Source organism: Pelobacter propionicus DSM 2379, assembly GCF_000015045.1.
Classification (GTDB): Bacteria; Desulfobacterota; Desulfuromonadia; order Geobacterales; family Pseudopelobacteraceae; genus Pseudopelobacter; species Pseudopelobacter propionicus.
On sequence record NC_008609.1, the window covers coordinates 3,299,396 to 3,323,575 of the forward strand.

At 62.2% G+C, this 24,180-nt stretch carries 23 protein-coding genes; 19 read left to right on the forward strand and 4 right to left on the reverse strand.

The genetic code is table 11. The features are described from left to right. Positions 1 to 16: 16 nt before the first annotated feature. The 18 genes from lpxD to PPRO_RS15065 all read left to right on the forward strand — a co-directional run bounded on the left by lpxD (position 17) and on the right by PPRO_RS15065 (position 18,519). Positions 17 to 1,057, forward strand: coding sequence for a UDP-3-O-(3-hydroxymyristoyl)glucosamine N-acyltransferase (lpxD, locus tag PPRO_RS14985; RefSeq protein ID WP_011736852.1), 1,041 nt, complete (start codon positions 17 to 19; stop codon positions 1,055 to 1,057). A 169-nt stretch (positions 1,058 to 1,226) separates the two neighbouring features. Then, on the forward strand, positions 1,227 to 1,676 hold the full coding sequence (gene fabZ, locus PPRO_RS14990; protein WP_198138372.1) for a 3-hydroxyacyl-ACP dehydratase FabZ: 450 nt from the start codon (positions 1,227 to 1,229) through the stop codon (positions 1,674 to 1,676). A 111-nt stretch (positions 1,677 to 1,787) separates the two neighbouring features. Beyond that, the gene (gene lpxA / locus PPRO_RS14995; protein ID WP_011736854.1) at positions 1,788 to 2,567 is read left to right on the forward strand and encodes an acyl-ACP--UDP-N-acetylglucosamine O-acyltransferase; all 780 of its coding nucleotides are present in this window, start codon (positions 1,788 to 1,790) and stop codon (positions 2,565 to 2,567) included. Beyond that, a complete protein-coding gene (locus PPRO_RS15000; RefSeq protein ID WP_011736855.1) occupies positions 2,564 to 3,532 on the forward strand; it encodes a Gfo/Idh/MocA family protein in 969 nt (322 codons plus the stop codon). Before lpxA ends, PPRO_RS15000 begins: the two co-directional genes overlap by 4 nt. Beyond that, positions 3,529 to 4,626, forward strand: coding sequence for a DegT/DnrJ/EryC1/StrS family aminotransferase (locus PPRO_RS15005; RefSeq protein WP_011736856.1), 1,098 nt, complete (start codon positions 3,529 to 3,531; stop codon positions 4,624 to 4,626). Before PPRO_RS15000 ends, PPRO_RS15005 begins: the two co-directional genes overlap by 4 nt. Positions 4,627 to 4,630: 4 nt before the next feature. Then, complete coding sequence (gene lpxB, locus PPRO_RS15010; protein ID WP_011736857.1) at positions 4,631 to 5,770, forward strand: lipid-A-disaccharide synthase; 1,140 nt, start codon at positions 4,631 to 4,633, stop codon at positions 5,768 to 5,770. Further along, positions 5,767 to 7,515, forward strand: coding sequence for an ABC transporter ATP-binding protein (locus PPRO_RS15015; RefSeq protein WP_011736858.1), 1,749 nt, complete (start codon positions 5,767 to 5,769; stop codon positions 7,513 to 7,515). Before lpxB ends, PPRO_RS15015 begins: the two co-directional genes overlap by 4 nt. Next, positions 7,512 to 8,462, forward strand: coding sequence for a lysophospholipid acyltransferase family protein (locus PPRO_RS15020; RefSeq protein WP_011736859.1), 951 nt, complete (start codon positions 7,512 to 7,514; stop codon positions 8,460 to 8,462). Before PPRO_RS15015 ends, PPRO_RS15020 begins: the two co-directional genes overlap by 4 nt. Positions 8,463 to 8,680: 218 nt before the next feature. Beyond that, positions 8,681 to 9,988 (forward strand): 3-deoxy-D-manno-octulosonic acid transferase, encoded by a 1,308-nt coding sequence (locus PPRO_RS15025; protein WP_011736860.1) that lies wholly within the window; start codon positions 8,681 to 8,683, stop codon positions 9,986 to 9,988. Next, positions 9,985 to 11,070, forward strand: a complete 1,086-nt coding sequence (gene lpxK / locus PPRO_RS15030; protein ID WP_011736861.1) for a tetraacyldisaccharide 4'-kinase — start codon at positions 9,985 to 9,987, stop codon at positions 11,068 to 11,070. The genes PPRO_RS15025 and lpxK overlap by 4 nt, the downstream gene beginning before the upstream one ends. Before the next feature lie 53 nt (positions 11,071 to 11,123). Further along, positions 11,124 to 11,300 (forward strand): Trm112 family protein, encoded by a 177-nt coding sequence (locus PPRO_RS20335; RefSeq protein WP_011736862.1) that lies wholly within the window; start codon positions 11,124 to 11,126, stop codon positions 11,298 to 11,300. A 90-nt stretch (positions 11,301 to 11,390) separates the two neighbouring features. Further along, positions 11,391 to 12,416, forward strand: coding sequence for a polysialyltransferase family glycosyltransferase (locus PPRO_RS15035; RefSeq protein WP_011736863.1), 1,026 nt, complete (start codon positions 11,391 to 11,393; stop codon positions 12,414 to 12,416). 44 nt (positions 12,417 to 12,460) lie between these two features. Further along, complete coding sequence (locus PPRO_RS15040) at positions 12,461 to 13,642, forward strand: hypothetical protein (protein ID WP_011736864.1); 1,182 nt, start codon at positions 12,461 to 12,463, stop codon at positions 13,640 to 13,642. 77 nt (positions 13,643 to 13,719) lie between these two features. Then, a complete protein-coding gene (locus PPRO_RS15045) occupies positions 13,720 to 14,745 on the forward strand; it encodes a polysaccharide pyruvyl transferase family protein (RefSeq protein WP_011736865.1) in 1,026 nt (341 codons plus the stop codon). A 175-nt stretch (positions 14,746 to 14,920) separates the two neighbouring features. Then, positions 14,921 to 15,967: a glycosyltransferase family 9 protein gene (locus PPRO_RS15050; RefSeq protein ID WP_011736866.1), complete on the forward strand. Its 1,047-nt coding sequence runs from the start codon at positions 14,921 to 14,923 to the stop codon at positions 15,965 to 15,967. 5 nt (positions 15,968 to 15,972) lie between these two features. Beyond that, positions 15,973 to 17,055 carry a glycosyltransferase gene (locus PPRO_RS15055; protein WP_011736867.1) on the forward strand — a complete coding sequence of 361 codons (1,083 nt, stop codon included), beginning with the start codon at positions 15,973 to 15,975 and terminating at the stop codon, positions 17,053 to 17,055. Next, on the forward strand, positions 17,052 to 17,714 hold the full coding sequence (locus PPRO_RS15060) for a hypothetical protein (protein ID WP_011736868.1): 663 nt from the start codon (positions 17,052 to 17,054) through the stop codon (positions 17,712 to 17,714). Before PPRO_RS15055 ends, PPRO_RS15060 begins: the two co-directional genes overlap by 4 nt. 28 nt (positions 17,715 to 17,742) lie before the next feature. Next, complete coding sequence (locus tag PPRO_RS15065; RefSeq protein ID WP_011736869.1) at positions 17,743 to 18,519, forward strand: tRNA threonylcarbamoyladenosine dehydratase; 777 nt, start codon at positions 17,743 to 17,745, stop codon at positions 18,517 to 18,519. A 229-nt stretch (positions 18,520 to 18,748) separates the two neighbouring features. Here PPRO_RS15065 and PPRO_RS15070 read toward each other — a convergent pair whose 3' ends face one another. Beyond that, entirely contained in the window at positions 18,749 to 20,803 is a 2,055-nt protein-coding gene (locus PPRO_RS15070; RefSeq protein WP_011736870.1) for a sodium-translocating pyrophosphatase, read from the reverse strand. A 240-nt stretch (positions 20,804 to 21,043) separates the two neighbouring features. Between PPRO_RS15070 and ybgF the strand changes: the two genes are divergently transcribed. Next, positions 21,044 to 21,862: a tol-pal system protein YbgF gene (gene ybgF / locus PPRO_RS15075; protein WP_011736871.1), complete on the forward strand. Its 819-nt coding sequence runs from the start codon at positions 21,044 to 21,046 to the stop codon at positions 21,860 to 21,862. Between the two features lie 22 nt (positions 21,863 to 21,884). On the opposite strand, the gene PPRO_RS15080 is transcribed toward ybgF, so the two are convergent. The 3 genes from PPRO_RS15080 to hisC all read right to left on the reverse strand — a co-directional run bounded on the left by PPRO_RS15080 (position 21,885) and on the right by hisC (position 24,150). Beyond that, positions 21,885 to 22,391 carry a hypothetical protein gene (locus PPRO_RS15080; RefSeq protein WP_011736872.1) on the reverse strand — a complete coding sequence of 169 codons (507 nt, stop codon included), beginning with the start codon at positions 22,389 to 22,391 and terminating at the stop codon, positions 21,885 to 21,887. A 101-nt stretch (positions 22,392 to 22,492) separates the two neighbouring features. Then, complete coding sequence (gene hisB, locus PPRO_RS15085) at positions 22,493 to 23,080, reverse strand: imidazoleglycerol-phosphate dehydratase HisB (protein WP_011736873.1); 588 nt, start codon at positions 23,078 to 23,080, stop codon at positions 22,493 to 22,495. 17 nt (positions 23,081 to 23,097) lie between these two features. Beyond that, positions 23,098 to 24,150: a histidinol-phosphate transaminase gene (gene hisC, locus PPRO_RS15090; protein ID WP_011736874.1), complete on the reverse strand. Its 1,053-nt coding sequence runs from the start codon at positions 24,148 to 24,150 to the stop codon at positions 23,098 to 23,100. Positions 24,151 to 24,180: the final 30 nt, after the last annotated feature.

A 24,180-nucleotide genomic window follows, 5' to 3' on the forward strand; every position in this document is an offset into this window, starting at 1 on the left:
CACACGGGATACGACCATGCAAACCACGAAAACACTGAAAGAGCTGGCCGACTATCTGGGCGGGACGGTGCGGGGTGACGAAACCCTCGTGGTCAACGGCCTGGCGCCACTGGAGTCGGCCGGAGCGGACAAGATCACCTTCCTGGCCAACCCCAAATACGCCGCAAAAGTGGCCGAGACCGGCGCCGGCGCGGTGCTGATGGCTCCTGGCGGCGAGGCCTTTGGCCGCAACCTGATCGAGGTGGCCACCCCCTATCTGGCCTTCGCCAAGCTGCTGAACCTGTTCTACGTGCACAAACCAGCCCCCCGTGGTGTCATGGAGGGGGCAAGCATCGGCGCCAACCTCACCCTGGGAAGCGATGTCACCATCCATCCCGGCGCAATGATCGGCAACAACGTGCGCGTCGGCGACCGCTGCGTCATCCATAGCGGCGCGGTAATCTACGACGGCGCCAGCATCGGCGATGACTGCCTGATCCACGCCAACGCGGTGGTGCGCGAGCGCTGCCGCATCGGCAACCGCTGCGTGCTCCAGCCGGGCGCGGTGATCGGCAGCGACGGTTTCGGCTATGCCCCGGACGGCTCCGGCTACTACCCCATCCCCCAGATCGGCATCGTGGTGCTGGAGGACGACGTGGAGATCGGCGCCAACAGCTGCGTCGACCGGGCCGCCCTGGAGGTGACCCTGATCAGGCGCGGCACCAAGCTGGACAACCTGGTGCAGATCGCCCACAACTGCCAGATCGGCGAGGACTGCATGATCGTCTCCCAGGTGGGCATCTCCGGGAGCACCAAGCTGGGCAACCACGTCACCCTGGCCGGACAGGTGGGGGTTGCCGGGCATCTCACCATCGGTGACAACGTCATGATCGGCGCCCAGTCCGGCGTACCCAACTCGGTGCCGGCAAATGCCGGCTACAGCGGCACGCCGATCATGCCCCACAAGGATTGGCTGAGAGCCATGGCGGTCGTGCCCCGCCTGCCGGAACTGCGCAAGACCATCGGCGCCCTGGAAAAAAGAATCGCAGAACTTGAAGCACGCCTGGCGGAAAAATAAGCAGTACCCGATACCTTTACGCCCGAGGGAGGCAACGGGCGTATCGCCTTCAGTCGCTCGTATCCCGGCGGACAGCATGCCGGAAACGCCCGGAGCGGGGCAGTTCATACCGGAATAATCCGAAGGATGCCACGCAACCGGACGTACATTAACCAGATAAAAAGGGGGAATACCCATGTTACTGGATGTCAATGAAATCATGAAGATCCTGCCGCACCGTTTCCCGTTTCTCATGGTGGACCGCGTCATCGAACTGGAGCCCGGCAAACGCTGCGTCGGACTCAAGAACGTGACCATCAACGAGCCGTTTTTCCAGGGACACTTTCCCGGCCACCCGGTCATGCCGGGCGTGCTGATCGTGGAGGCCATGGCCCAGGTTGCCGGCATCATGGCCTATATGGCGTCGGACGACCGCACCAAGAAGAAGGTCAGCTACTTCATGTCCATCGACAGCGCCAAGTTCCGCAAGCCGGTCTTCCCCGGCGACCAGCTGCGCATCGAGGTGGAGACAACCATGAACCGGCGCGGCATCTGGGGCGTCAACGGCAAGGTCTACGTGGACGGCACGCTGGTCACCGAGGCGGCCCTCAAGGCTACCTTCGCCGACGCGGCGGACTGATCGCCGTCTGCCGGCACAATAATGGACCAGGGCGGGCGCCTGAGCGCGTCCCCGCCCTGGTCCGCGTACCGTTCCTCCCTCACCCTTAGGTTTCGACTCGGAGAGCACCCCATGATACATCCCAGCGCGATCATTGACAGCAGCGCGGAGCTGGCGGCAGACGTCGAGGTAGGCCCCTACGCCATTATCGGCAAAAAGGTCAGCATCGGCAGCGGGACCAGCATCGGCCCCCATGCCGTGATCGGCGACTTTACCACCATCGGCGAAAACAACCAGATCTTCCACCAGAGCTCCGTAGGCGCAGCGCCGCAGGACCTGAAGTACCGCGGCGAAGAGTGTTGGACCCGCATCGGCGACAAGAACATCATCCGCGAATTCGCCACCATCCATCGCGGCACGGTCACCGGCCATGGCGAGACCCTGGTCGGAAGCGGCAACCTGTTCATGGCCTACTCCCACGTGGCCCACGACTGCCGCATCGGCAATGGCGTGGTCATGGCCAACGTGGCCACCCTGGCCGGACACGTCACCGTGGAGGACAACGTCATCCTGGGCGGGCTGGTGGCGGTGCACCAGTTCTCCACCATCGGCAGCCATGCCATGATCGGCGGCGGAACCATGGTCGGCCTGGACATCGTCCCCTACTGCATCGCCACCTCCGGCAAGCGGGACGCCAAACTGCGCGGCCTGAACCTGATCGGGCTGAAGCGGCGCGGCTTCTCCGACGAAGCCATCTCCAGCCTGAAGAAAGCCTACAAGACCCTCTTCATGGCCAACCTGAAGCTCGCCGACGCCATCAGCCGCATCAGGAGCGAAACCAGCGTCTGTGCCGAGGTGGAGTACATGCTGGCCTTCATCGAGCGCTCGGAGCGGGGCATCTGCCGGGGATGAACGATCAGTCAGCCACAGCGGCGGCCCCCTTAAGGACCGCCGTAATCGGTGTGGGCTACCTGGGCAGCTTCCACGCCCAGAAGTACGCAGCCATCCCGGATGTTCAGCTGGTGGGCGTAGCCGACAGCGACCCGGCGCGGGCCAGGGAGGTCGCCGACAGCCTCGACGTTTCCTCCCATGGGGACCACCGGGAACTGATCGGCCAGGTCGATGCCGTCAGCGTGGCCGTACCAACCCAGTTCCACCACGCGGTTGCCCGGGATTTCCTGGCCGCCGGGGTGCACGTGCTGATCGAAAAACCGATCACCGTCACCATCGAAGAGGCGGACGAACTGATCAGCCTGGCACACAGCCGCGGTGTGGTCTTCCAGGTCGGCCACCTGGAACGCTTCAATCCGGTGCTCATGGCCATCGACGGCATCCTGAGCGAGCCGCTGTTCGTGGAATCGGTGCGCATCGCCCCCTTCAAGCCGCGCGGCACCGACGTCAACGTGGTCCTGGACCTGATGATCCACGACATCGAGATCATTCAGCACATCGTGAGATCCGGGGTCAGACGGGTGGACGCCATCGGCGCCCCGGTGTTCACCAGCGAGGAGGACATCGCCAATGCCCGCATCCTCTTCGACAACGGCTGCGTGGCCAATGTCACCGCCAGCCGCATCAGCCTGAAGAGCGAACGCAAGATGCGCATCTTCCAGCGCGACGCCTACATCACCCTGGACTTCCAGAACCGCAAGGTGCTGGTGGCCAGGAAGGGAAGCGGCGAACTGTTCCCCGGCATACCCAACGTCAGGGTCGACGAGCGCGAACTGGGCCAGGCCGACCCGCTGCTGCGCGAGATCGAATCGTTCATCGCCGCCATCAGAAACGGCACCCCGCCGGAGGTGAGCGGCCTGGACGGACGCATGGCCCTCTCCACGGCCCTTACCATCAACAACAGTCTTGGCAGGAGACATTCATGATCCCCATGGTGGATTTGAAAACCCAGTACCACAACCTGAAGGGCGAGATCGACCGCGCCGTTCTGGACGCCCTGGAGAGCAGCCAGTTCATCCTCGGCCCCAATGTGGCCGCCTTTGAACAGGAGGTGGCCGACTATCTGGGCGCCAACCACGCCGTGGCCGTCGCCTCCGGCACCGATGCGCTGCACCTGGCGCTCCTGGCCGCCGGTGTCGGGCCGGGGGACGAGGTGATCACCTCCACCTTCACCTTCATCGCCACCGCCGAGGCGGTGCGCTACCTGGGGGCCACGCCGGTATTCGTGGACATCGATTCCCGCACCTTCAACATCGATCCGGCGCTGATCGAGCAGGCCATAACCCCCCGCACCAAGGCGGTCATACCGGTACACCTCTTCGGCCAACCGGCCCACCTGAAGGTCATCACCGAGATCTGCGACCGCCACGGCCTGCTCCTGATCGAGGACTGCGCCCAGTCCTTCGGAGCGCCCGCCGACGGCAGGAAGACCGGCACCTACGGCGCAGCAGGATGCTACAGTTTCTTTCCCAGCAAGAACCTGGGCTGCTACGGCGACGGCGGCCTGGTGGTCTGCAAGACGGACGACATGGCCGACAGGCTCAGGATGCTGCGCAATCATGGCAGCCGCCAGCGCTATCACCACGATGTGATCGGCTTCAACAGCCGCCTGGACGAGATCCAGGCCGCGATCCTGCGCGTCAAGCTGAGGCGCATCGACGAGTTCAACGAGGGGAGGCGGCGTGTAGCCAGCCTGTACAACGAGCTGCTCTGGGACATGGTCCAGACGCCGCTGATCGATGGCAACGGGCTGCACGTCTATCACCAGTACACGGTCATGACCAATCACCGCGAACTGATCATGGCCAAACTGGCCGAGGCGGGCATCGCCTCGGCGATCTACTACCCCATCCCGCTCCACCGCCAGGCGGTGTTTGCGGATGACTACGCCGATGCGATCCTGCCGGTGGCCGAGCATACCGCCAACCGCTGCCTGTCGCTGCCGATCTACCCCGAGATGCCGGAGGAATCCATCCGGCTGGTGGCGGACACCATATCCGAAGCGCTGATCGGGAGCTGAACCCATGTCTGAACGACGCGTCATGATTGTCGCGGGGGAGGCATCCGGCGACATCTACGGCGCGCAGCTCGCATCGGAAACCGCCCGGCTCTCCCCGAACATTCGCTTCTTCGGCATCGGCGGCGAGCGCATGCGCGAGGCCGGAGTCCAGACCCTGGTGGACTCGGCCGACATGGCCGTGGTCGGGCTGGTTGAGGTGTTGCGCCACTTCGACGTCATCGCGAAAGCCTTCCTGAAGTTGAAGAGGATCCTGCTCCAGACCCCCCCCCACCTACTGGTCCTGATCGACTACCCCGGTTTCAACCTGCGTCTGGCCAGGGTCGCCCGCAGGTCCGGTGTCAGGGTGCTCTACTACATCAGCCCCCAGATATGGGCCTGGCGCCAGGGACGGGTGCATGAAATCGCCCGCCTGGTGGATCACATGGCGGTGATATTCCCCTTCGAACTCCCCTTCTACCGGAACGCGGGCGTAGCGGCATCCTTCGTCGGCCACCCCCTCTACGATCTGGTGGCGGTGGAAGCGAGCCGCGACCAGGCAGCCGCCAGCTTCGGCCTGGACCCCTCCCGCAGGATCCTGGGACTATTCCCCGGCAGCCGCCGCAGCGAAGTGCAACGGCTGCTGCCGGTCATCGTCCAGGCAGCCGCGCTCCTGAAACAATGCTATCCGGACCTGCAGCTTGTCCTGCCGCTGGCATCCACCCTGGGGTCCGAGGACATCGCCCCTCACCTGCCCTCGGACCTCCCGGTCACCATCACCCGTGACCGCATCCACGACCTGATCCGTGGCTGCGACGCAATCATCTCCGTCTCCGGCACCGTCACCCTGGAAATCGCCCTGCTGGGCACCCCCATGGTGGTGATCTACAAGCTCTCTCCCCTTACCTACCAGCTGGCCAGACGGCTGGTGAAGGTGGACAACATCGCGCTGTGCAACATCGTTGCCGGAGAAACGGTGGTACGGGAGCTGATCCAGGACGACGCCTCGGCCAACGGCATTGCGGCCGAGATCGGGACGATTCTGGATGACGACGCCTATGCCGGCACCATCAGGGCCAAGCTGGCAACGGTGCGCTCCCGCCTGGGGCGCGGCGGCGCGGCCCGCAACGTGGCACGCCTGATCCTGGAAATGGTGGAACAGTCATGAATCCGACCCTGACCCGCACCCTGGCCTACTTCAAACCCTACTGGAAACTGCTGGCGGTCTCTGCGCTCTGCTCAGCCATCGTGGGGGGCATGGACGGCGCCTTCGCCTACCTGGTGGAGCCGGTGCTGAAGAAGATCTTCGCCGGCGGTGAGACCGGCATCTTCCTTTTGATTCCCCTGGGGATCGTGGCCCTGTTCGCCCTGCGCGGCCTGGCCCGCTTCACCTACGACTCCACTATCCAGCTGGCCGGCCAGAAGGCCATCCAGGACATCCGCAACCAGGTCTATGCCAGCACGGTGCGCATGGACATGGCCTTCTTCACCCGCCGCTCCACCGGCGAGCTCATGTCCCACGCCACCAACGACATCAGCACCATGCAGGCCGGCATGGCCAACGTGGTCTGCGGCCTGTTCCGCGAAATCCTCTCCGCCTGTTCGCTCTTGGGGGTGATCTTCTACCGCAACTGGCAGCTGGCGCTCTTTTCCTTCGTGGTGATCCCCCTCACCGCCTACCCGGCCCAGCTGATCGGCAAGAAGATCAAGCGCGCATCGGGCAGGAGCCTGAATGTCATGGGGGGGCTGACCGCCATCCTCCAGGAGTCCTTCTCGGGCATCAAGGTCATCAAGGCCTTCGGACTGGAGGGGAGCGCCATCGAGCGCTTCCGCGCCAGCAACCGCGACTACTTCACCCAGTACCGGCAGTACATCAAGTATGACGCCATGTCCATGCCGGTATCGGAGACCATCATCTCCTTCGGCATTGCCGCCGTGGTCTATTTCGGCGGCAGCCAGGTCATGTCCGGCCGCATGACCGCTTCGGAATTCTTCTCGTTCATTGCCGCCATGGTGATGGTCTTCAACCCGATCAAGAAGCTGCAGAACTCCTACAACTCCCTGCAGCGTTCCGCCGGTGCGGCGGAGCGGGTTTTCCGGCTTCTGGACGAGCCGCGCCGAGTACAGGAACGCCCCCATGCCGTTGCCCTGGGCCGCTCCACCGGCCTGGTAATTTTCCGCGATGTCTCCTTCAGCTACGGCGACGAGCCGATCCTGGACGGAGTTTCCTTGGAGGTGCAACCCAACAGCATGGTGGCGCTGGTGGGACCGTCGGGGAGCGGCAAATCCACGCTGGTGTCACTGCTGCCCCGCTTCTATGATGTGGCAGGGGGAAGCATCACCATCGACGGATACGACATCCGCGACCTGACCCTGGACTCGCTGGTGAATCAGATCGCCCTGGTGGACCAGGAAACAACCCTGTTCCACGACAGCATCGCCAACAACATCCGCTACGGCAAACCGCACGCCACCCTGGACGAGGTGATGGAGGCAGCCAAAGCCGCCTATGCCCATGATTTCATCACGCAGCTGCCCGAGGGGTACGACACCAGCATCGGCGACCGGGGAGTGAGGCTCTCCGGTGGCCAGCGCCAGCGCATCTGCATCGCCCGGGCACTGCTCAAAAACGCACCGATCCTGATCCTGGACGAGGCCACCAGCGCCCTGGACACGGAGAGCGAGCAGATGGTGCAGAAGGCACTGGACAACCTGATGCAGAACCGCACCACCTTCGTGGTCGCCCACCGCCTCTCCACTGTCCAGCACGCCGACAGCATCGTCGTGCTGGATGAGGGACGCATTGTGGAACAGGGTACCCACGAAACACTGCTGGGAGCGGGTGGTCTGTACAGCCGCCTGCACGCGCTGCAGTTCAGCGACAGTAGCGCTATGGAAAACAACGGGCCATGAAACGGATCGTCTGGTTGCTCCAGATAGCCGCCTTCTACCTCTTTACCCTGGCCATGTCGACCATCCCCGAAGGTCGCATCCGCGGCACCGGCCGCTGCATGGGACTGCTCATGCACCGCCTGCTGGCCGGCCGTCGGCGCATCGCCATCGACAACATCAACCAGGCCTTGGCCTTCATGAAACGCCACCCGGCATGGTCATGCAGATATGAAACGGCCGAGGAGATCGCCCGGGAGAACTTCATCAACCTGGGTATCTCCCTGGTGGAAACCTGCCGCCTCTATCACGGCAAGGGGAATGCCATCATCGACGCCATCGAGATGCGGGGACGGGAGCACTACGAGCGGGCGCGGTCCAAGAACAGGGGGCTGATCTTCGTCACCGGCCACTGCGGAAACTGGGAACTGATGGCGCTGGCCTTCGGCCGCGTTTTTGACGACAGCATGTCCGTGCTGGCCCGCCGCCAGAACAATCCCTACCTGAACAGCATGGTGGAAAAGATGCGCATGCGCTACAAAAACAGCGTCATCTACAAGCAGGGTTCCCTCAGGCAGATTATCGGCGTGATCAGGAAGCGGGGAGTGATCGGCATCTTGGCCGACCAGGCGGTGCTCAGAACAGAAGGGGTGCTGGTCGACGTGCTGGGGAGGAGAGCCTGGGCCAGCAAGGCGCCCAGCATCATCGCCCAGAAGACCGGCGTCCCACTGGTGCCGGCATTCATCCACCGGGAAGAAGGGCGCCACGTGATCACCATCTGGCCGGAGTTCGTGCCCAGCGGCGACACCAGCGAGGAGGGGGTCCAGCGGGACGTTCAGGCCCTGGCGCGCTACCAGGAGGCGTTCGTCTGCGCCCACCCCCAGGACTGGTTATGGATGCACCGTCGCTGGAAGCGAGCCGGCGAGCCGGGCGAGCCCACACCGGTTCTTCCGGGGGAAAGTCAACGATAAAACAAGTAGTGAACCTGAAAACGGCTGGTACTCACGCGGAGTCGCGGAGATCGCTGAGAAACAGAGCGCCTTGAAATGAACTTGACCCACCATTCAGACACACACTCTCGATTCCGTACGTGCCTGATGTTGCTCCACGTTCTCCGCGCCTCCGCGTGCTACTGCTTTTTCAAGGTTGAAACGAAAAAACTGATCTCTCCAGAAACGCGGATGTCCGCATGTTCTACCTGACCTACAACATACTCTCCCTGTTCCTGCTCATCCCGGCCCTCTTCTACCACCTGTACCGCTCCGTCAACCGCGGCAGGCCGCCGGCCCTGGGGGAGCGCTTCGGCCGTATCCCGACTGAGGATCTGGCCAAGATCAACGGCCGCCCGGTGATCTGGCTGCACGCAGTATCGGTGGGCGAGGCCATCGCGTCCCGGCCGCTACTCAAGGCGCTGCGCCAGCGCTATCCCGGCCACGCCATAGTGATGTCCACCACCACCGAAACCGGCCGTTCCCTCGCTGCGGACTTCCCGGACAAGGATATCTGCATCTACTTCCCCTTCGACTTCCTGCCGGCGGTGAGGCGCACCCTGAATCGCATCAGACCGGACCTGATCATCATCATGGAGACCGAGATCTGGCCCAACTTCACCCGCGAGGCGCATCGGCGCGGCATTCCGCTGATCCTGGCCAATGGCCGCATATCGGATCGTTCCTTCACGGGGTACCTGCGATTCAGCTGGTTCTTCCGCCACCCGCTACGCCTCTTCTCCCGGCTCTGCATGCAGAGCACAGCCGACGCCCGGCGGATCATCGCCATCGGCGCCCCCCCTGAGCGGGTACTCGTCGGCGGCAACCTGAAGTACGATATCCCCTTCCGCCAGATCCCCGGGAGCGAGCGACAGGCATTGCGGCACCGCTACGCCATTCCCCACGAGTTGACGGTAATCACCGCCGCCAGCACCCACGCCGGCGAGGAGGAACCGGTCATCGCCAGTTACCGAGAGCTGATGGCATCCCGCGACAACCTGTTCCTGGTGCTCGTACCGCGCCACCCGGAGCGCTGCAGCGAGGTGGCCGCTGTTTTGGAGCGCAGTGGCATACCCTACTGCCGCCGCACGGAACTGGACGCCAGGGGGAAGTTGTTCGTCAGAGGCGAGGTACTGCTGGTGGACAGCATCGGAGAGATGATGGGGCTGTATGCCCTGTCCGACCTGGCCTTCGTGGGGGGGAGCCTGATCCCCACCGGCGGGCACAACCTGCTGGAGCCAGCCTCCCTCGGGGTAGCCAGCATTTTCGGCCCCCACATGACCAATTTCCGCGAGATCGCCGGTCTGGTGCTGGCCTGCGGAGCCGGTATCCAGGTCGATTCGGCGGCCGGGCTGACCGCCGCCTGTGGCAGACTTTTGGATGACGCTGCCCTGCGCCGCACCATGGGAGCAAACGGCCTGGCCATGATGGAGGAAAACGGCGGCGCCACTGAGCGCCACATGGGGATGATCGGCGAACAGTTCGTCGAACCGGTGGCGAAGGGATGAACTCCTCCCTTGCCACATACTGGCGCGCCCTGGCCAGCGGCACGCGCCGTTCCCTCCCCGACCGGTCGCTGCTGTCACTGCTTGTCCCGTTCTCCCTGCTCTACGCCCTGATCCAGCGCCTGCGTGCGGTGCTCTATCGCGTGAGACTCCTGAAGAGCAGGCGCCTCCCCCGACCGGTGATCTCCGTCGGCAACCTGACTGTGGGAGGCACCGGCAAGACGCCGGTCACGGCACACATCGCCCGCTGGCTTCTGGCGGAGGGATACCGGGTGGCGGTCCTCTCCCGCGGCTACGGCGGCTCCCTGGAGGGGCACACGGCGGTCGTCAGCGACGGCCGCACCGTCATGATGGAGGCGGAACAGTGCGGCGACGAACCCTTTCTATTGTCCTCCACCATCCCCGGCCTGATGGTAGTCATGGGGAGCGACCGCTTCAGCGCGGGAATGCTGGCCATGGAACAGCTGGCGCCCGACGTCTTCCTGCTGGACGACGGCTACCAGCACCTGCGCCTTACGCGCGACCTGAACATCCTGCTTTTGGACCACGCCCTTCCCTTCGGCAACGGTTGGACCCTGCCGGCCGGAGTGCTGCGGGAACCGACATCGGCTGCCGGCCGCGCCGACCTGGTCATCCGCACCAGATGCCCCCGCATCGCCCCCTGCCCCTCTCCCCTTCCCGGCATCCCCTCCTGCACGGCACGCCATAGCCTGGGAAACGTCATTCCCCTGGGCAACGGAGCGGCGTTCCCCATGGAATCGCTGCGCGGCCGGAGGGTGCTGGCCTTCGCCGGCATCGCCGACCCGTACGGCTTTTTCGAGGAACTGCGCGAACAAGGATTGAATCTGGTGGCCGAATTGGCCATGCCCGACCATGTGGCCTACGATGACAACCGCATCGCCGAAATCGGCCGTCGCCTGCACGGCTCCGGGGCTGAGTTCGCCGTCACCACCGAGAAGGACGGAGTCAAGCTGCTGGGCCTGCAACGGGAGTGTGCTGAGAAAATCCTGTTGGCGCGACTGGAGCTGATCATCGCCGATCCGGCCCCGCTGACTGACGCGCTGCGCAATTTGCTTCAAAAATGACCGCGGCTGTGGCACTATGACGCGCCACACCATTTCACGTTCATCGGTTACCCATGCTCACGAATGATCTGTGTACAACCCTGGCCTGCCCCGTCTGCAAGGGCACACTCACGCTGATTGTCGCCAACGAGGTGCTGCGTTGTGAGACCTGCAAGCTCGACTACCCGGTTCGCAACGGGATTCCGGTTCTGCTGGTGGACGAGGCTACCAGGGAACCATCCCACTCCTGACCGATCAGATGCCTTCCCGGAGCCTGAGGCGCCTTTTCTCGCCTGCCAGCACAGGCCCGGCTGCACCCCTTTTCCAACTCAGGAGCAGTGATGGGCAGTACCGTTAATCTCTACTTCGTTGCCTCTCCCCTGCAGTACCTGGCGGCGCGCGCCATTGCCCAACAGGTAGATCCGAGAAACCGGCAGGTGCTCGTGTGGTACAAAAGGGGGGTAACCCCTGTCGTATCGCCGAAAGAGTGGGATGCCGCCTGGTATATGCCCTGGCCGCGCTTCGAACCGCTTCCCGGCAGATTCGGCGGCCAGAGGCGGCTGCTGGAAAACATCGCCAGGGTCGCGGAACTGGTCGGCCGCTGCGATCGGCTTATCATCCACAGCGCCGTCTTCGACACGGAAGCGATCAATTACTTTCTGCGGGCGCTGCCGCCGGCATGCGGTGCCAGCCAGATGCACGCCCGCATCCTGCCGCACGGCCTGATCAGCATACGCAGGTACCCCTTAAGCCTGCTGAAACGCGGACTGCAGTACCTCAGAAAACTGCGCAGACTCATGGACTCCCGCCTCGACTACTGCTGCTTCACGGGCGACAGAATCGGCTCCGACGCACCATTCTGCGACCGCATCTACACCATTCCCAACTTCCCCCATGAGTATCCGGCCACCAAGGTATTCCCCCTCCCTCCCCTGGTCTTCGGTTCAGGATCCACCGGCCGCTCTTCCCGAAGAACGGCCCTGGTCATCGGCCAGCCGCTGGTCGGTGCCGGGTTGCTTGCCAGGACTGATCTGGCGGGCCTGACGGAGGAGATATTCCGCTGGCTCAAGGCCGATTCATTTGACGCCATTGACTACAAGGGGCATCCCAAGGATCCCAACCTGGAGTTGTGCCGGGACGGGTATAACGTACTTGCGTTGCACGAGCCGCTGGAAACCTGGATGGCGAAGACTCATTACGACGCCGTGGTCGGCGTGCGCTCTTCGGCGCTGCTGTTTGCCCGGCAGATCTACCCGCAGGAGACCGGGGTAATCGCTTTCGGATGGGACAGGGTACGCTTCAAATCAAAATCCGAGGAACGGGACATGCGCAGCGCGTTCAGCCAATGCGGTGTCCAGGTGCGCTGACCAAACTCAAAAACTGCGTACATTCAGCACGGGAGATCGATTCCATGCACACTGGCGGCACAACAGCAAAATACTCTCCATCCACGGCCGACAGGGAAAGATGGCGGCGCGAGGATGAGGCGCTTGCCCCACTGCTGCGTTCCATCCCGGCGGGAGCCAGCGTAATCCGCATCAACGCCGAAACCGGGAACCGGCACCCCGCGCCATCCGGCGCCTGGATCGAGGTTGGCCGCCAGGCAGCTCTCGGCCCCACACCATTCCCCGCCGCGCAGTATGCCGTTGTCACAGATCTCTTTGACCTGATCGGGTTGGCGGATTCTGAAGCCGTGTTGCAGAAGCTCATCGCCGCCCGGGTCTCGCGAATCATGTTCGTGATCAGCTTTTCTTCGGCGAAGCCAGGAGCACTTTCGGCATTTTTACGCGACTGCCGCAGAAGCCTAGGAATCGGAACCGATCAGAAACTCACGCAAAAGCTTCCCCATGGGGAACAGGAGGTTCGCGATCTCCTCCGACGTCTGAGCCTCACCATCAACGCTGAAACGGCGATTGCCGCCGCCAAGGGCACACAGACCGTCCTGATAGATGCCACAGTCTCACCGCTACCTGCAATCACACTCATCCACCGCTGCATCGTGCGAGGCGATGAATGCGAGATCGACGGCAAAATTTATCCCGTGCATCGCGGCCGGTGGGCCTGCTACATCCCTGACCTGGGTTTAAAACTCCTCTATGGCGTTGGGGGACAGGTGCACTGCATCCACGGCAGCGCACCGGATCGCCAGGCGCTGTTCGCCGGTCAGGCATCCATCAGCGGCCGCACCTACACTGCGGCCGACTGGCTGGCCGCGTTTTCAAAGAAGGTGACCCGTCGCGCGGCGGAGAACTACGTCGCGGCATCCCGGCTCGCCTCTGCCGGGATCGGTCCTGCTGTTCGGGGCTGCGTTGTGGTTCGCAAGTTTACCTTCGATGATGCCATTGCGCCGGGAAAGAGCGCCGGGGTATGCGTCGACAACCTCGAAACGTACGGAAACAAACGGGATACGACGAAGAGGGAGATGATCAGGGCAGGAGTCGAACCGGATCGTATCAGGAGTTCGCTGAGGCAGCAGATCAGGGGCTATATCAGCGACCTTAACTCGGTTGTCGGCGTCATGCCGCTCAACGCCGACGGTGAAGTAGTGCGCCTTGAAACGGCACTGGACAGTGCTTTGCTATCCGGTGACTGACGCGACTCCTGGACACAGTCCGCGTCGCGTCAGAACAAAGGGCAACGCAGACAGACACAAACAACACGGAAATCCTCATGACACACCATAACCCAACAGCCAAGGTGGCCATCTTCAACGACACGCGCCGCACGTCGCACTATGGCTGCGAAATTGTAATGCAGACACTGGAAGAGCAACTCAGCGCACGAAACATGACATTGGCATTCTCGTGGCCCATGGGCAGGGATTGGCGCAACGAGTTGCACAGGTTCGATGGATTCAGCATGATCGACGCGATCATCGTCAACGGGGAGGGGTCCATCCACCACAGCGATACCAGGGACAGAGCCCACTACCTGACCGAGACGGCCCGCTACTTCGGTGACACCTACGGTATCCCCTGTTTTCTGATTAACGCAACGCTGTATGAAATTGGGGATGACATTATCGATAACCTTAGGTATTTTGATGGAATTTGGGTACGTGAAAGCTCATCGCAGGAACTCCTGAAGACCAGAGGCATTTCCGCCAACCTGGCACCTGACCTGACCCTTATGGTTGACACACCGGTGACAGCGGAGAGACCTTTTTCCGTATTGGCAACGGATTCAGTTATCAAGCCCATCGCCGCGCACCTGAAAATGCTCTGCAGAAAGAAAAAATGGCACTATTCGAAACTGACCCATGCGAGCCGCCCCCTGTCACAGGACCACTTCCCCAGGCGGGAGGTACTGCGCAGGAACGCCAAGTGGTTAGCCGCGCTCCTCGTGGGGCGGAACATCCGCAATCGCCATGAGTTCCTGCGCTATATGTCATCACACCAACTTGTCTGCACGGGACGCTTCCATGCCGTAACCCTGGCGCTGGCGACACGAACTCCATATCTGGCCGTCGCTTCCAATACACCCAAGATATCCAGTCTGACCATGGACGTGTTCGGGACACTGGACCGGGTCGTTCCGCTGGAGAGGATCGATACCGTGCATGACCCGCTGGCGTTCGGGTGGAGCGAACAGGAGCGGAACGCATTGTCCCGTTTTTTGCTGTCATCGAGAAACAGCATTGCCATGATGTTTGACGAAATACGGGCAATCGTCGATGCCCGTACGCAACGGAAATAGCGCGATGCGACCAGCGCCGGCAGTTGCGCCACTGTTCCCTTTTCCCCTGTATGGGGACACGGACGCGGGATACAGCCGGTGATGCAGTAGCCGTACACCCCATCACACAGGGGATGAGTCCGCAGGCTGCACCGCTTCAGTCCGGTTCCGTCCCACTCCACCCTGAAGAGACCACATGAACCATCCCAACATCCTGATCATCCGCACCAGCGCCATGGGGGACATCGTTATGTCCTCTCCCCTGGCCGAGGGACTGCGCCGGAAATATCCCCAGGCCCGCATCTGCTGGCTGGCAGAGCCGCAGGTCAAAGACCTGCTGGCCAACAACCCCAACCTTGACCGCCTGATCGTCTGGCCCAAGACGGAATGGAAGAAGCTCTTCAAGGGTGGGCATATTGTGCTGTTGGCGCGGGAAGCGTTCCGTTTCGCCCGCATGCTGCGCAACGAACACTTTACGCTGGTTCTGGACGCCCAGGGACTGCTGCGGACGCGGCTTCTGGCCCGACTCTCCGGCGCGCCCAGGCGCACCGGGTTCCGCTCCCGGGAACCGGGCTGGTTTCTGATGACGGAGATGATTGACAAGGGGGGCAACCCCCGCCGTATGGGGAGCGAATACCTGCACCTGCTGGAAAGCCTGGGGTGTTCCACCGCCGACCTGTCGCCACGGATACACCTCTCCCCCGGGACCCGGGATGAGGCCACCGCGACGCTCGGCTCGGCCGGAGTAACCGGTGCTTTCGCCGTGTTCGCCCCCTTCACCACCCGCCCCCAGAAGCACTGGGTAGAGCAAAACTGGATCGACCTGGCCAAGGGGGTGCGGGAAGATCTGAGCATGGAGGTGGCCTGGCTGGGTGGCCCCGCCGACTCCGAGAAGGCGGCCCATCTCGCCCATCAGGGTGGGGGCATCAGCTTTGCCGGCACGACGTCTCTGGCAGTCTCGGCCGCGATCATCGAGCAGGCAGCGCTGGTGGTGGGGGTCGACACCGGCCTCGTGCACCTGGGCACCGCCTTCCGGGTTCCCACCGTGGCGCTGTTCGGGGCCACCCGCCCCTATCTGGAGACTCCCAGCCCCTGTACGGTGGTGCTCTACCACCCCTTCCCCTGCTCGCCCTGCCGCCGCTCCCCCACCTGCGAAGGCCGCTTCCCTTGCATGGGTGATATTACGGCGGCAGAGGTCCTGGCCACTGCCACGGGACTGCTGGAAAGCGGAAAACGCCCGTGAGGATCATGCATATCGAAACCGGGCGCTACCTGTACGGAGGCGCCCTGCAGGTCCTGTTCCTGCTGGAGGGTCTGCGACGGCGCGGCATCGACAACGTACTGGTCTGCACCCGCGACAGCGACATAGCCCGGCAGGCGCACCCCTTTGCCCATGTCCGCGCCATGCCAATGTACGGCGAGATGGATCTGCTGTTCCCGCTGCGGTTGTCGGCCGCCATCAGGGAAACACAACCGGATCTGGTTCATGTGCACAGCCGGCGCGGAGCCGATATCTGGGGTGGCGTCTGCGCCCGTTTCCAGGGCATCCCCGGCCTGCTCACCAGGAGGGTCGACAACCGCGAATGGCACCCCATCGCTCGGCTGAAGTACGGCTCCTACGACGGAATCGTCAGCATCTCACAGGGGATCAGACAGGTGCTGCTTGGGGAGGGAATCGCCCCGGACCGTGTGCGCTGCGTGCACAGCGCCGTGGATGTGGAGAAATACCGGATCCAACGCGACCGGGAGTGGTTTCGTGGCGAATTCGGCGTTCCCTGCACTGCCCCGGTCATCGGTGTCATCGCCCAACTGATCCCCCGCAAGGGGCACCGCTACCTGCTGGATATCACTCCCCGACTGGTCTCCCGTTTCCCCGACCTGCGCATCCTCTTCTTCGGCAAAGGCCCATTGCAGAATGAACTGCAGGACAGCATCACACGCAGGGGATTGGGGGAGCGTGTGCAGCTAGCCGGTTTCCGCAACGACATGCCCCGCATCCTCCCCTGCCTCGACCTGGTAGTACATCCTGCCCTGATGGAGGGGCTGGGAGTGTCACTGCTGCAAGCGGCGGCCTGCGGTGTTCCCCTGGTCGCGGCCCGGGCAGGGGGCATTCCCGAAATCGTCCGCCAGGGCGAGAATGGCTACCTGGTGGAACCGGGCAACAGCCGGGAACTGGAGCAGGCGATCAGCTCCCTGCTGGCTGATCCGGATCTGGCGCACAGCTTCGGTTCCCAGGGACGTCTCATCGTGCAGCGAGAGTTCTCCATCGACAGCATGGTGGATGGCAACCTTTCCGTGTATGACAACATGATGCAAAGGAGAAGAAGGTGACTGAAAAGCAGGTAATGACATCGTATTACGTGACCATGGCACTGTTGATTCTGTTTTTTGCATTCTGCACGACCCTGGACGAAACAACCAGGCATATGCTGCTCAAGGAGGGGGGACCGGTGGAAGTACCCTCCGCCATACTCCACTTCGTCTGCTTCTCGCTGGTGGCGATCAGGGGCGGGTATTCCTACTTCAGGACACACCCCTACTTCACGATCATGCCGCTCGTCTTCGGCATGCGTGAACTGGATTTCGACAAGCGTTTCACCACCACGGGGCTCTTCAAGAGCCGCTTCTATCTGCGGCCTGACGTGCCGCTGCACGAGAAGATCATCGGCGCCATCGTCATCCTGACCATCGCAACCCTGGTAGTGATGATGATCCGGAACCACGCCAAAGGTTTTTTCAGCGGCTTGAAGAATCGCTCCGTTATCGCCATTGGCGCGGCCCTGACCATCTTCCTGGCGGTCAGTTCCAAGAGCCTGGACGGCCTGGAGCGGAAATGCAGGGGGCTGGGTTTCCAACTGAACCAGGTCGTGGCCACCTACAGCTCGCCGCTGGAGGAGATCCTGGAACTGGGCATCCCGATCATCATGATCCTGACCTTCATCCACTACTTCCGCCAGCAGCAAATCTCCGCCACTTCCCAGAACAGCTGAGTACGTTGAGCGCCGAGGAATAGCCATCATGTCAGCTCTGCACCGATTTTCCCGCACCGAACTGCTCATCGGAAGCAACGGCCTGGCAACGCTCAAGAGCAGCCACGTCCTGATCTGCGGCATCGGCGGCGTGGGCAGCTACGCGGCCGAGGCCCTGGGAAGGGCCGGTGTCGGGCGCATCACCCTGGTGGATTGCGACGACATCTGCCTGACCAACGTCAACCGCCAGATCCACGCCCTCTCCAGCACCGTGGGCCGTCCCAAGGTCGAGGTCATGGCGGAGCGGCTGCGTGACATCAACCCGGATGCGGAGATCGTCCCGGTCAAGGCCTTCTTCTCCCAGGAGAATGCGCAGGAACTGCTGGATCCGGCACCGGACTACGTGCTGGATGCCATCGACCACTTCACCGCCAAGACAACCCTGATCACCCTCTGCCGAAGCCGCAACATCCCGATCATCTCCAGCATGGGGGCGGCCAACAAGCTGGACCCGACCAAGATCCACTTGGACGACATCTCTGCCACCCGCCACTGCCGCATGGCCCGTAGCATGCGCAAGATTCTGCGCCAGGCAGGTATCGAGAGCGGGGTGCGGGTGGTCTACTCCACCGAGGAGCACCGCCAGCTGGACCCAGCCAGCACCAGCCACTGCGACAACGCCCCCGTCTGCCCCCAGCGCGACGACCGGAGTTTCCGTTGTGAAAACCGAAAGGTGATTCTGGGGAGTATTTCCTTCATCCCCTCCATCTTCGGCCTGACCATGGCCGGGGCTGTGGTAGGCGAACTGCTGTCGGGCAGCTGGTAACATCAATTCTCAACAAAAAAACCGTTCCGGCACGAAGGCACGGGAAAACCAGGGGTGGAAGATCATCGGAGTCCCTGCCACGATTTCTTCCGTTCTTGTTTCTGTTCCCTCCTCCGTGTTCTTCGTGCCTCCGTGCGAGTCAGCGGTTTTCTATTTTACGCTCACAAACAAGAAGCGGCAGGAGATCTGATCCCCTGCCGCTTTTCGTTTATCGGAATGTGCGTTTCGCTTACATCATCTTGGCCAGGAGCGGCACGATCAGCAGCGACACGATGTTGATGATCTTGATCATCGGGTTGACCGCCGGACCGGCGGTGTCCTTGTAGGGGTCGCCGACGGTGTCGCCGGTAACGGCAGCCTTGTGGGCTTCGCCCCCCTTGCCGCCATGGTGGCCGTCTTCGATGTACTTCTTGGCGTTATCCCAGGCACCGCCGCCGGTGGTCATGGAGATAGCCACGAAGATACCGGTGACGATGGTGCCGACGATCACGCCGCCCAAGGCCTTGGGACCGAGGGTGAAGCCGACGATGACCGGAGCGAGGATCGGAATCAGGCCGGGAATGACCATCTCCTTGAGGGCGGTCTTGGTGACGATGTCCACGCAGGAGGCGTAGTCCGGCTTGCCGGTACCCTGCATGATGCCCTTGATCTCGCGGAACTGGCGACGGACTTCGATGACAACCGCGCCGCCGGCCTTGCCGACAGCTTCCATGCACTGGGCGGCGAAGTAGTAGGGGAGCATGCCGCCGATGAAGAGGCCGACGATGATGTAGGGATCGGACAGGTCGAAGGTGATGCTCTTGCCGGCCAGTTTCAGCTCATCCACATAGGAGGTGAACAGGATCACGGCGGCCAGACCGGCGGAGCCGATGGCGTATCCCTTGGTAACTGCCTTGGTGGTGTTGCCAACCGCATCCAGCGGGTCGGTGACGTCGCGGACCGACTTGTCCAGTTCGGCCATCTCGGCGATCCCGCCGGCGTTGTCGGTGATCGGGCCATAGGCGTCCATGGCGACCACGATTCCGGTGAGCGACAGCATGGAGACGGCGGCGATGGCGATGCCGTAGACACCGGCACACTCGAAGGAGATGACGATGCCGGCGGCGATAACGATCACCGGCAGGGCGGTGGCCTTCATGGAGACACCCAGACCGGCAATAACATTGGTGCCGTGGCCGGTTGTGGAGGCCTGGGCGATGTGCCGCACCGGAGCGTACTCGGTGGCGGTGTAATATTCGGTGATCCAGAAGATGGCGCCGGTCACCACCAGGCCCACCACCGAGGTGATGAAGAGGTTAACCGCCGTGAAGGTCGTTCCCTCGGCATTGGTCAGCCCTTGGGGGAACATCTGGACGGTGATGAAGTAGAAGGCGACACAGGCCAGAAGACCTGAAACGATCAGCCCCTTGTAGAGGGCGGGCATGATCTTCTTGCTGGCGCCCAGCTTGACGAAGAAGGTGCCGATGATGGAGGCGATGATGGAAACGCCACCCAGGATCAGCGGATAGCTGACAGCGCCCGGATTGCTGTTGAAGGCGATGGCGCCCAGCAGCATGGCGGCGATCAGGGTGACGGCATAGGTCTCGAACAGGTCGGCAGCCATGCCGGCGCAGTCGCCCACGTTGTCACCCACGTTGTCGGCGATAACCGCCGGGTTGCGGGGGTCGTCCTCGGGAATACCGGCCTCGACCTTGCCCACCAGGTCGGCGCCCACGTCGGCGCCCTTGGTGAAGATACCGCCGCCCAGACGGGCGAAGATGGAGATCAGCGAGCCGCCGAAGCCCAGACCGACCAGCTGGCTGACAACGTCCTTGACCGGTGCGTCCGGCATGACCTGCTGCAGAAACATATAGTAGCCGGCAACACCCAAGAGGCCCAAGCCCACAACCAGCATGCCGGTGATGGCGCCGCCCTTGAAGGCCACGTTCAGCGCCTTCTCGATGCCGGACTTGGCCGCCTCGGTGGTGCGCACGTTGGCGCGGACGGAGACGAACATGCCGATGAAGCCGGTCAGGCCGGAGAAGAGAGCACCGACAGCGAAGCCGACCGCGGTCTTCCACCCCAGAGACGCGAACAGGGCGATAAACATGACCACGCCGACCACGGAGATAATCGTGTACTGGCGCTTCATGTAAGCACCGGCACCCTCCTGGATGGCCGCAGCGATCTGGCGCATCCGCTCGTTACCCTGGGGAAGCCCCAGGATCCACTGTGCGGACACAAGACCGTACGCAACGGCTGCAACGGCGCAAGCCAGTGCAAAGATAACAGCATACTGTTCCATTGTTACAAACCCTCCTGAATATATTCAGCCTTCATGGCTGTAGTACGCCCCGGCGTAAAAACGGGAAATTGTTAAACAAAAATGTCTGTTTTGTCAACAATTATGTTTTACAAAACGCCATATCCGCCCGCCACCGCCGGCAGGGAACAGCACCACTGAATACCGTTTTCTTCCCGTATTGTCATGGCAAGCTCTTCCATGCTATACATGAGCAACATTTTATCCCCAGGAGCAACTCCCATGAAAACGAAATCAGCCATCATCCTGCTGTCGCTCTGCATTACCCTGACCGGATGCGCCACACAGGGTTCCCTCGATACGACCCGCAACGATATCAACGCCGTCAAGACCCGCCTGTTCTCCGTGGAAAAGGACATGGACGGAATCCGCGGCGAATCAAAGGATCGCCTGGATGCTCTGGAACGAGAGATGAAATCCGAAATGGCCTCTGTCCGTAAGATAGCCGCCGATGTCCAGGCGTCGGGAGAGACTACCAGGAACGAAATGCTGGCACTGAACGGCAAACTGGATGACATGTCGAAACCGGCCGACGAGCAGTCGCGCTACCGCGAGGACACTGACAAGCGCATCATCTCCCTGGAAGAGCGGATCGTCAAACTCCAGGCAACGGTGGACGGCCTTGTCGGAAAGGGCGCCGAGTCCGAGAAGTTCAAGGACGCCACGCCTCCCGCGGACGCCATCTACCTGAAAGGGCTGGAAGCGTTCAAGGCCGGAAACATGCCCGCGGCCCGGGACTTTTTCGCCACGTTCATCGCAGAGCACCCCAAACACGAACTGGTGGGCAACGCCCGCTACTGGACCGCCGAAGCGCTCTACGCAGAGAAGAATTATGAAGCGGCAATCGTCTCGTTCCAGGACGTGATAAAAAATCACCCCAAACTGTCCAAGATCCCCGCTGCCATGCTCAAACAGGGCAGGGCCTTCAAGGCGATCAAGGACCCCAACAGCGCCAGATACGTGTTAAAAAAGTTGATTGCAACCTACCCCAAGAGTGAAGAGGCGAAGAGGGCCGGCGAACTTCTCAAGGAGATCAAATAGCCGCCCCCGGCAGCAACCCAGCCTACCGCCCTTCCTTCTCGTTCCAGAGCGGGTTGTTCCTGTCGTCGGGGTGCAATTTGGCTGTCTCAGCCGGATCCACATGCCAGAAGGAGTGGTCTATGGCCCCTTCCCGGTATTCATGCTTTCTGCCATGGGTGAAGGGACACCACCAGTTTTCAACTATTTTCACCAGGTAGGACATGTAGCAGAACAGGGCCACGCTCAGCGGGCAGTAGAGTTTGCAGTTGAACACCCAAAAAATGCGATAATGGGCCACATGGTACCAGGGGACGTTGATTGTCGGCTGCTCGCTGTTGCGGTAGCGGTGGGAGACCCATTCTGGGACGAACTCCCCGTATGACTTGATCTGCATGCCACCGACATATTTCAGGTGCGTCCTGACCAGCAGCACGCCGACGATCACAAACGGCACCGTGGTCAGGATCGGCAGGTAAATCAGCGGCACTCCCAACAACATCTTCCAGAAGGGTCGTTTCTCGTAGTTGCATCCTATCCGTACCCGCTCCATCCCCACCTCCTCTTCCGTCGTTCATCCTTCCATCACATGGCACAACAAAAAAAGGGCGTCCTTGAACGGATCGCCCTTTTTTCGCTGGATTGTGGGGAGCGCTACAGGACCCCCTTGGTGGACATGACACCTTCTACCCGCGGGTCCAGGCGGGTGGCCATATCCATGGCCCGACCGACCGCCTTGAAGCAGGCTTCAATGATGTGGTGCAGATTGTCGCCGTACAGCAGGTTGATGTGCAGGTTTATGCCACAGTGGTTGGCAAAGGCCTGGAAGAATTCCTGTGCCAGCTCAACATCGAAATCCCCGACCTTGGCCTTGGGGAGGTCGACGTTATAGACCAGGTAGGGGCGGCCGGAGATATCCACAACCGCGCTTGCCAGGGTCTCGTCCATGGGGACCGTGACCTGCCCATAGCGGTTGATCCCCTGCTTGTCGGCCAGGGCCTGCTTGAAGGCCTCTCCCAGCACGATGCCGATATCCTCCACCGTATGGTGGAAGTCGATCTGGGTGTCGCCACACGCCTCCAGGCTCAGGTCGAAGAGCCCGTGGCGGGCGAAGAGGTTGAGCATGTGGTCGAGGAAGGGGACCCCACTGCCGATGGATGTCTCCCCCCTGCCGTCGATATTCAGGGTGAGCCGTATCCTGGTTTCACTGGTATTCCGTTCAATGGTCGCCGTTCGAGTCATCGTTCCTCCCGGGGATCTTAGGCAATTTCCGCAAGCGCGGCCAGGGTCAGTTCCATCTCCTGGCGGGTGCCGATGGAAATCCTCAGGCCATGGGCCAGGATCGGATCGGAGAAATGGCGCACCAGGATCTTGCGGCTGTACAGGGCATCGTAGACCCTCCTGCCGTTGCGGTCGGGCGGAGAGGCGAAGACAAAATTGGTCTGGGAGGGGATCAGGCTGAAGCCGATGGAGCGCAGTCCGGCGGAAAACCACTCCCTGGTTTCCCGGATCCTGGCACAGGACTGGCGGAAGTACTCCTGGTCGCCCAGCGAGGCGATGCAGGATGCCTGGGCCAGGCGGTCAAGGTTGTAGTGGTCGCGGATCTTGTCCAGGGCGGCGACAATCTCCGGCCGGGCAATGGCCAGCCCCAGGCGCATGCCGGCCAGGGCGTAGCTCTTGGAGAAGGTGCGGGTGACCACCACGTTCTCGTACTTCCTGACCAGCTCCAGGGCGTTTGTATCAGCAAAATCGGCGTAGGCCTCGTCGATCACCAGCAGCCCCTGGCAGCTGCGGGCGATCTCTTCCACATAGGAGAGCGGGAACGAGAAGCCCAGCGGCGCATTGGGGGTGGTCAGGAAGAAGACCCTGCCCTGGTATCGATCGGGGAAGCCGGCGATGCGAAAATCCTCCGTCAGGCCGAAGGTCCGCACTTTGGCCCCCTGGATCTCGGACAGGGTAGCGTAGTAGGAGTAGGAGGGGTGGACATAGCCGACTTCGTCCCCCTCGGAGGCACAGGCGCGGATCAGGTTGTTGAGCAGTTCGTCGGAACCGTTGGCCATGATGATCCAGGAGGGATCGAAGCCATACAGCTCCGAGGCAGCTTCTCGCAGCCTCTGGCTGGAAGCGCTGGGGTAGGTGCGCAGCGAGGCGCCGTCGTCGCCCATCTCGGCCAGGATGGCCTCCCGCACCTTCGGCGAGGGGGGATAGGGGTTTTCGTTGGTGTTGAGTTTAATCCAGGAGGATATGTCCTCGGGCTGATAGCCGGGGACGTAGCCCTGCATGCTGGCGATGTTGGAGCGGAGAAGCATCATTTCAGAAACCCTTGCGATCTAAATATGAAA

Coding starts and splice junctions, on each gene's coding strand:
- lpxK (WP_011736861.1), top strand. CDS start 9,985: ATGAACTCCTCCCTTGCCACATACTGGCGCGCCCTGGCCAGCGGCACG.
- PPRO_RS15045 (WP_011736865.1), top strand. CDS start 13,720: ATGACACACCATAACCCAACAGCCAAGGTGGCCATCTTCAACGACACG.
- lpxD (WP_011736852.1), top strand. CDS start 17: ATGCAAACCACGAAAACACTGAAAGAGCTGGCCGACTATCTGGGCGGG.
- PPRO_RS15000 (WP_011736855.1), top strand. CDS start 2,564: ATGAACGATCAGTCAGCCACAGCGGCGGCCCCCTTAAGGACCGCCGTA.
- PPRO_RS15005 (WP_011736856.1), top strand. CDS start 3,529: ATGATCCCCATGGTGGATTTGAAAACCCAGTACCACAACCTGAAGGGC.
- PPRO_RS15015 (WP_011736858.1), top strand. CDS start 5,767: ATGAATCCGACCCTGACCCGCACCCTGGCCTACTTCAAACCCTACTGG.
- hisC (WP_011736874.1), bottom strand. CDS start 24,150: ATGATGCTTCTCCGCTCCAACATCGCCAGCATGCAGGGCTACGTCCCC.
- ybgF (WP_011736871.1), top strand. CDS start 21,044: ATGAAAACGAAATCAGCCATCATCCTGCTGTCGCTCTGCATTACCCTG.
- PPRO_RS15040 (WP_011736864.1), top strand. CDS start 12,461: ATGCACACTGGCGGCACAACAGCAAAATACTCTCCATCCACGGCCGAC.
- PPRO_RS15070 (WP_011736870.1), bottom strand. CDS start 20,803: ATGGAACAGTATGCTGTTATCTTTGCACTGGCTTGCGCCGTTGCAGCC.
- PPRO_RS20335 (WP_011736862.1), top strand. CDS start 11,124: ATGCTCACGAATGATCTGTGTACAACCCTGGCCTGCCCCGTCTGCAAG.
- lpxB (WP_011736857.1), top strand. CDS start 4,631: ATGTCTGAACGACGCGTCATGATTGTCGCGGGGGAGGCATCCGGCGAC.
- lpxA (WP_011736854.1), top strand. CDS start 1,788: ATGATACATCCCAGCGCGATCATTGACAGCAGCGCGGAGCTGGCGGCA.
- PPRO_RS15050 (WP_011736866.1), top strand. CDS start 14,921: ATGAACCATCCCAACATCCTGATCATCCGCACCAGCGCCATGGGGGAC.
- PPRO_RS15055 (WP_011736867.1), top strand. CDS start 15,973: ATGCATATCGAAACCGGGCGCTACCTGTACGGAGGCGCCCTGCAGGTC.
- PPRO_RS15025 (WP_011736860.1), top strand. CDS start 8,681: ATGTTCTACCTGACCTACAACATACTCTCCCTGTTCCTGCTCATCCCG.
- PPRO_RS15065 (WP_011736869.1), top strand. CDS start 17,743: ATGTCAGCTCTGCACCGATTTTCCCGCACCGAACTGCTCATCGGAAGC.
- PPRO_RS15080 (WP_011736872.1), bottom strand. CDS start 22,391: ATGGAGCGGGTACGGATAGGATGCAACTACGAGAAACGACCCTTCTGG.
- PPRO_RS15020 (WP_011736859.1), top strand. CDS start 7,512: ATGAAACGGATCGTCTGGTTGCTCCAGATAGCCGCCTTCTACCTCTTT.
- PPRO_RS15035 (WP_011736863.1), top strand. CDS start 11,391: ATGGGCAGTACCGTTAATCTCTACTTCGTTGCCTCTCCCCTGCAGTAC.
- hisB (WP_011736873.1), bottom strand. CDS start 23,080: ATGACTCGAACGGCGACCATTGAACGGAATACCAGTGAAACCAGGATA.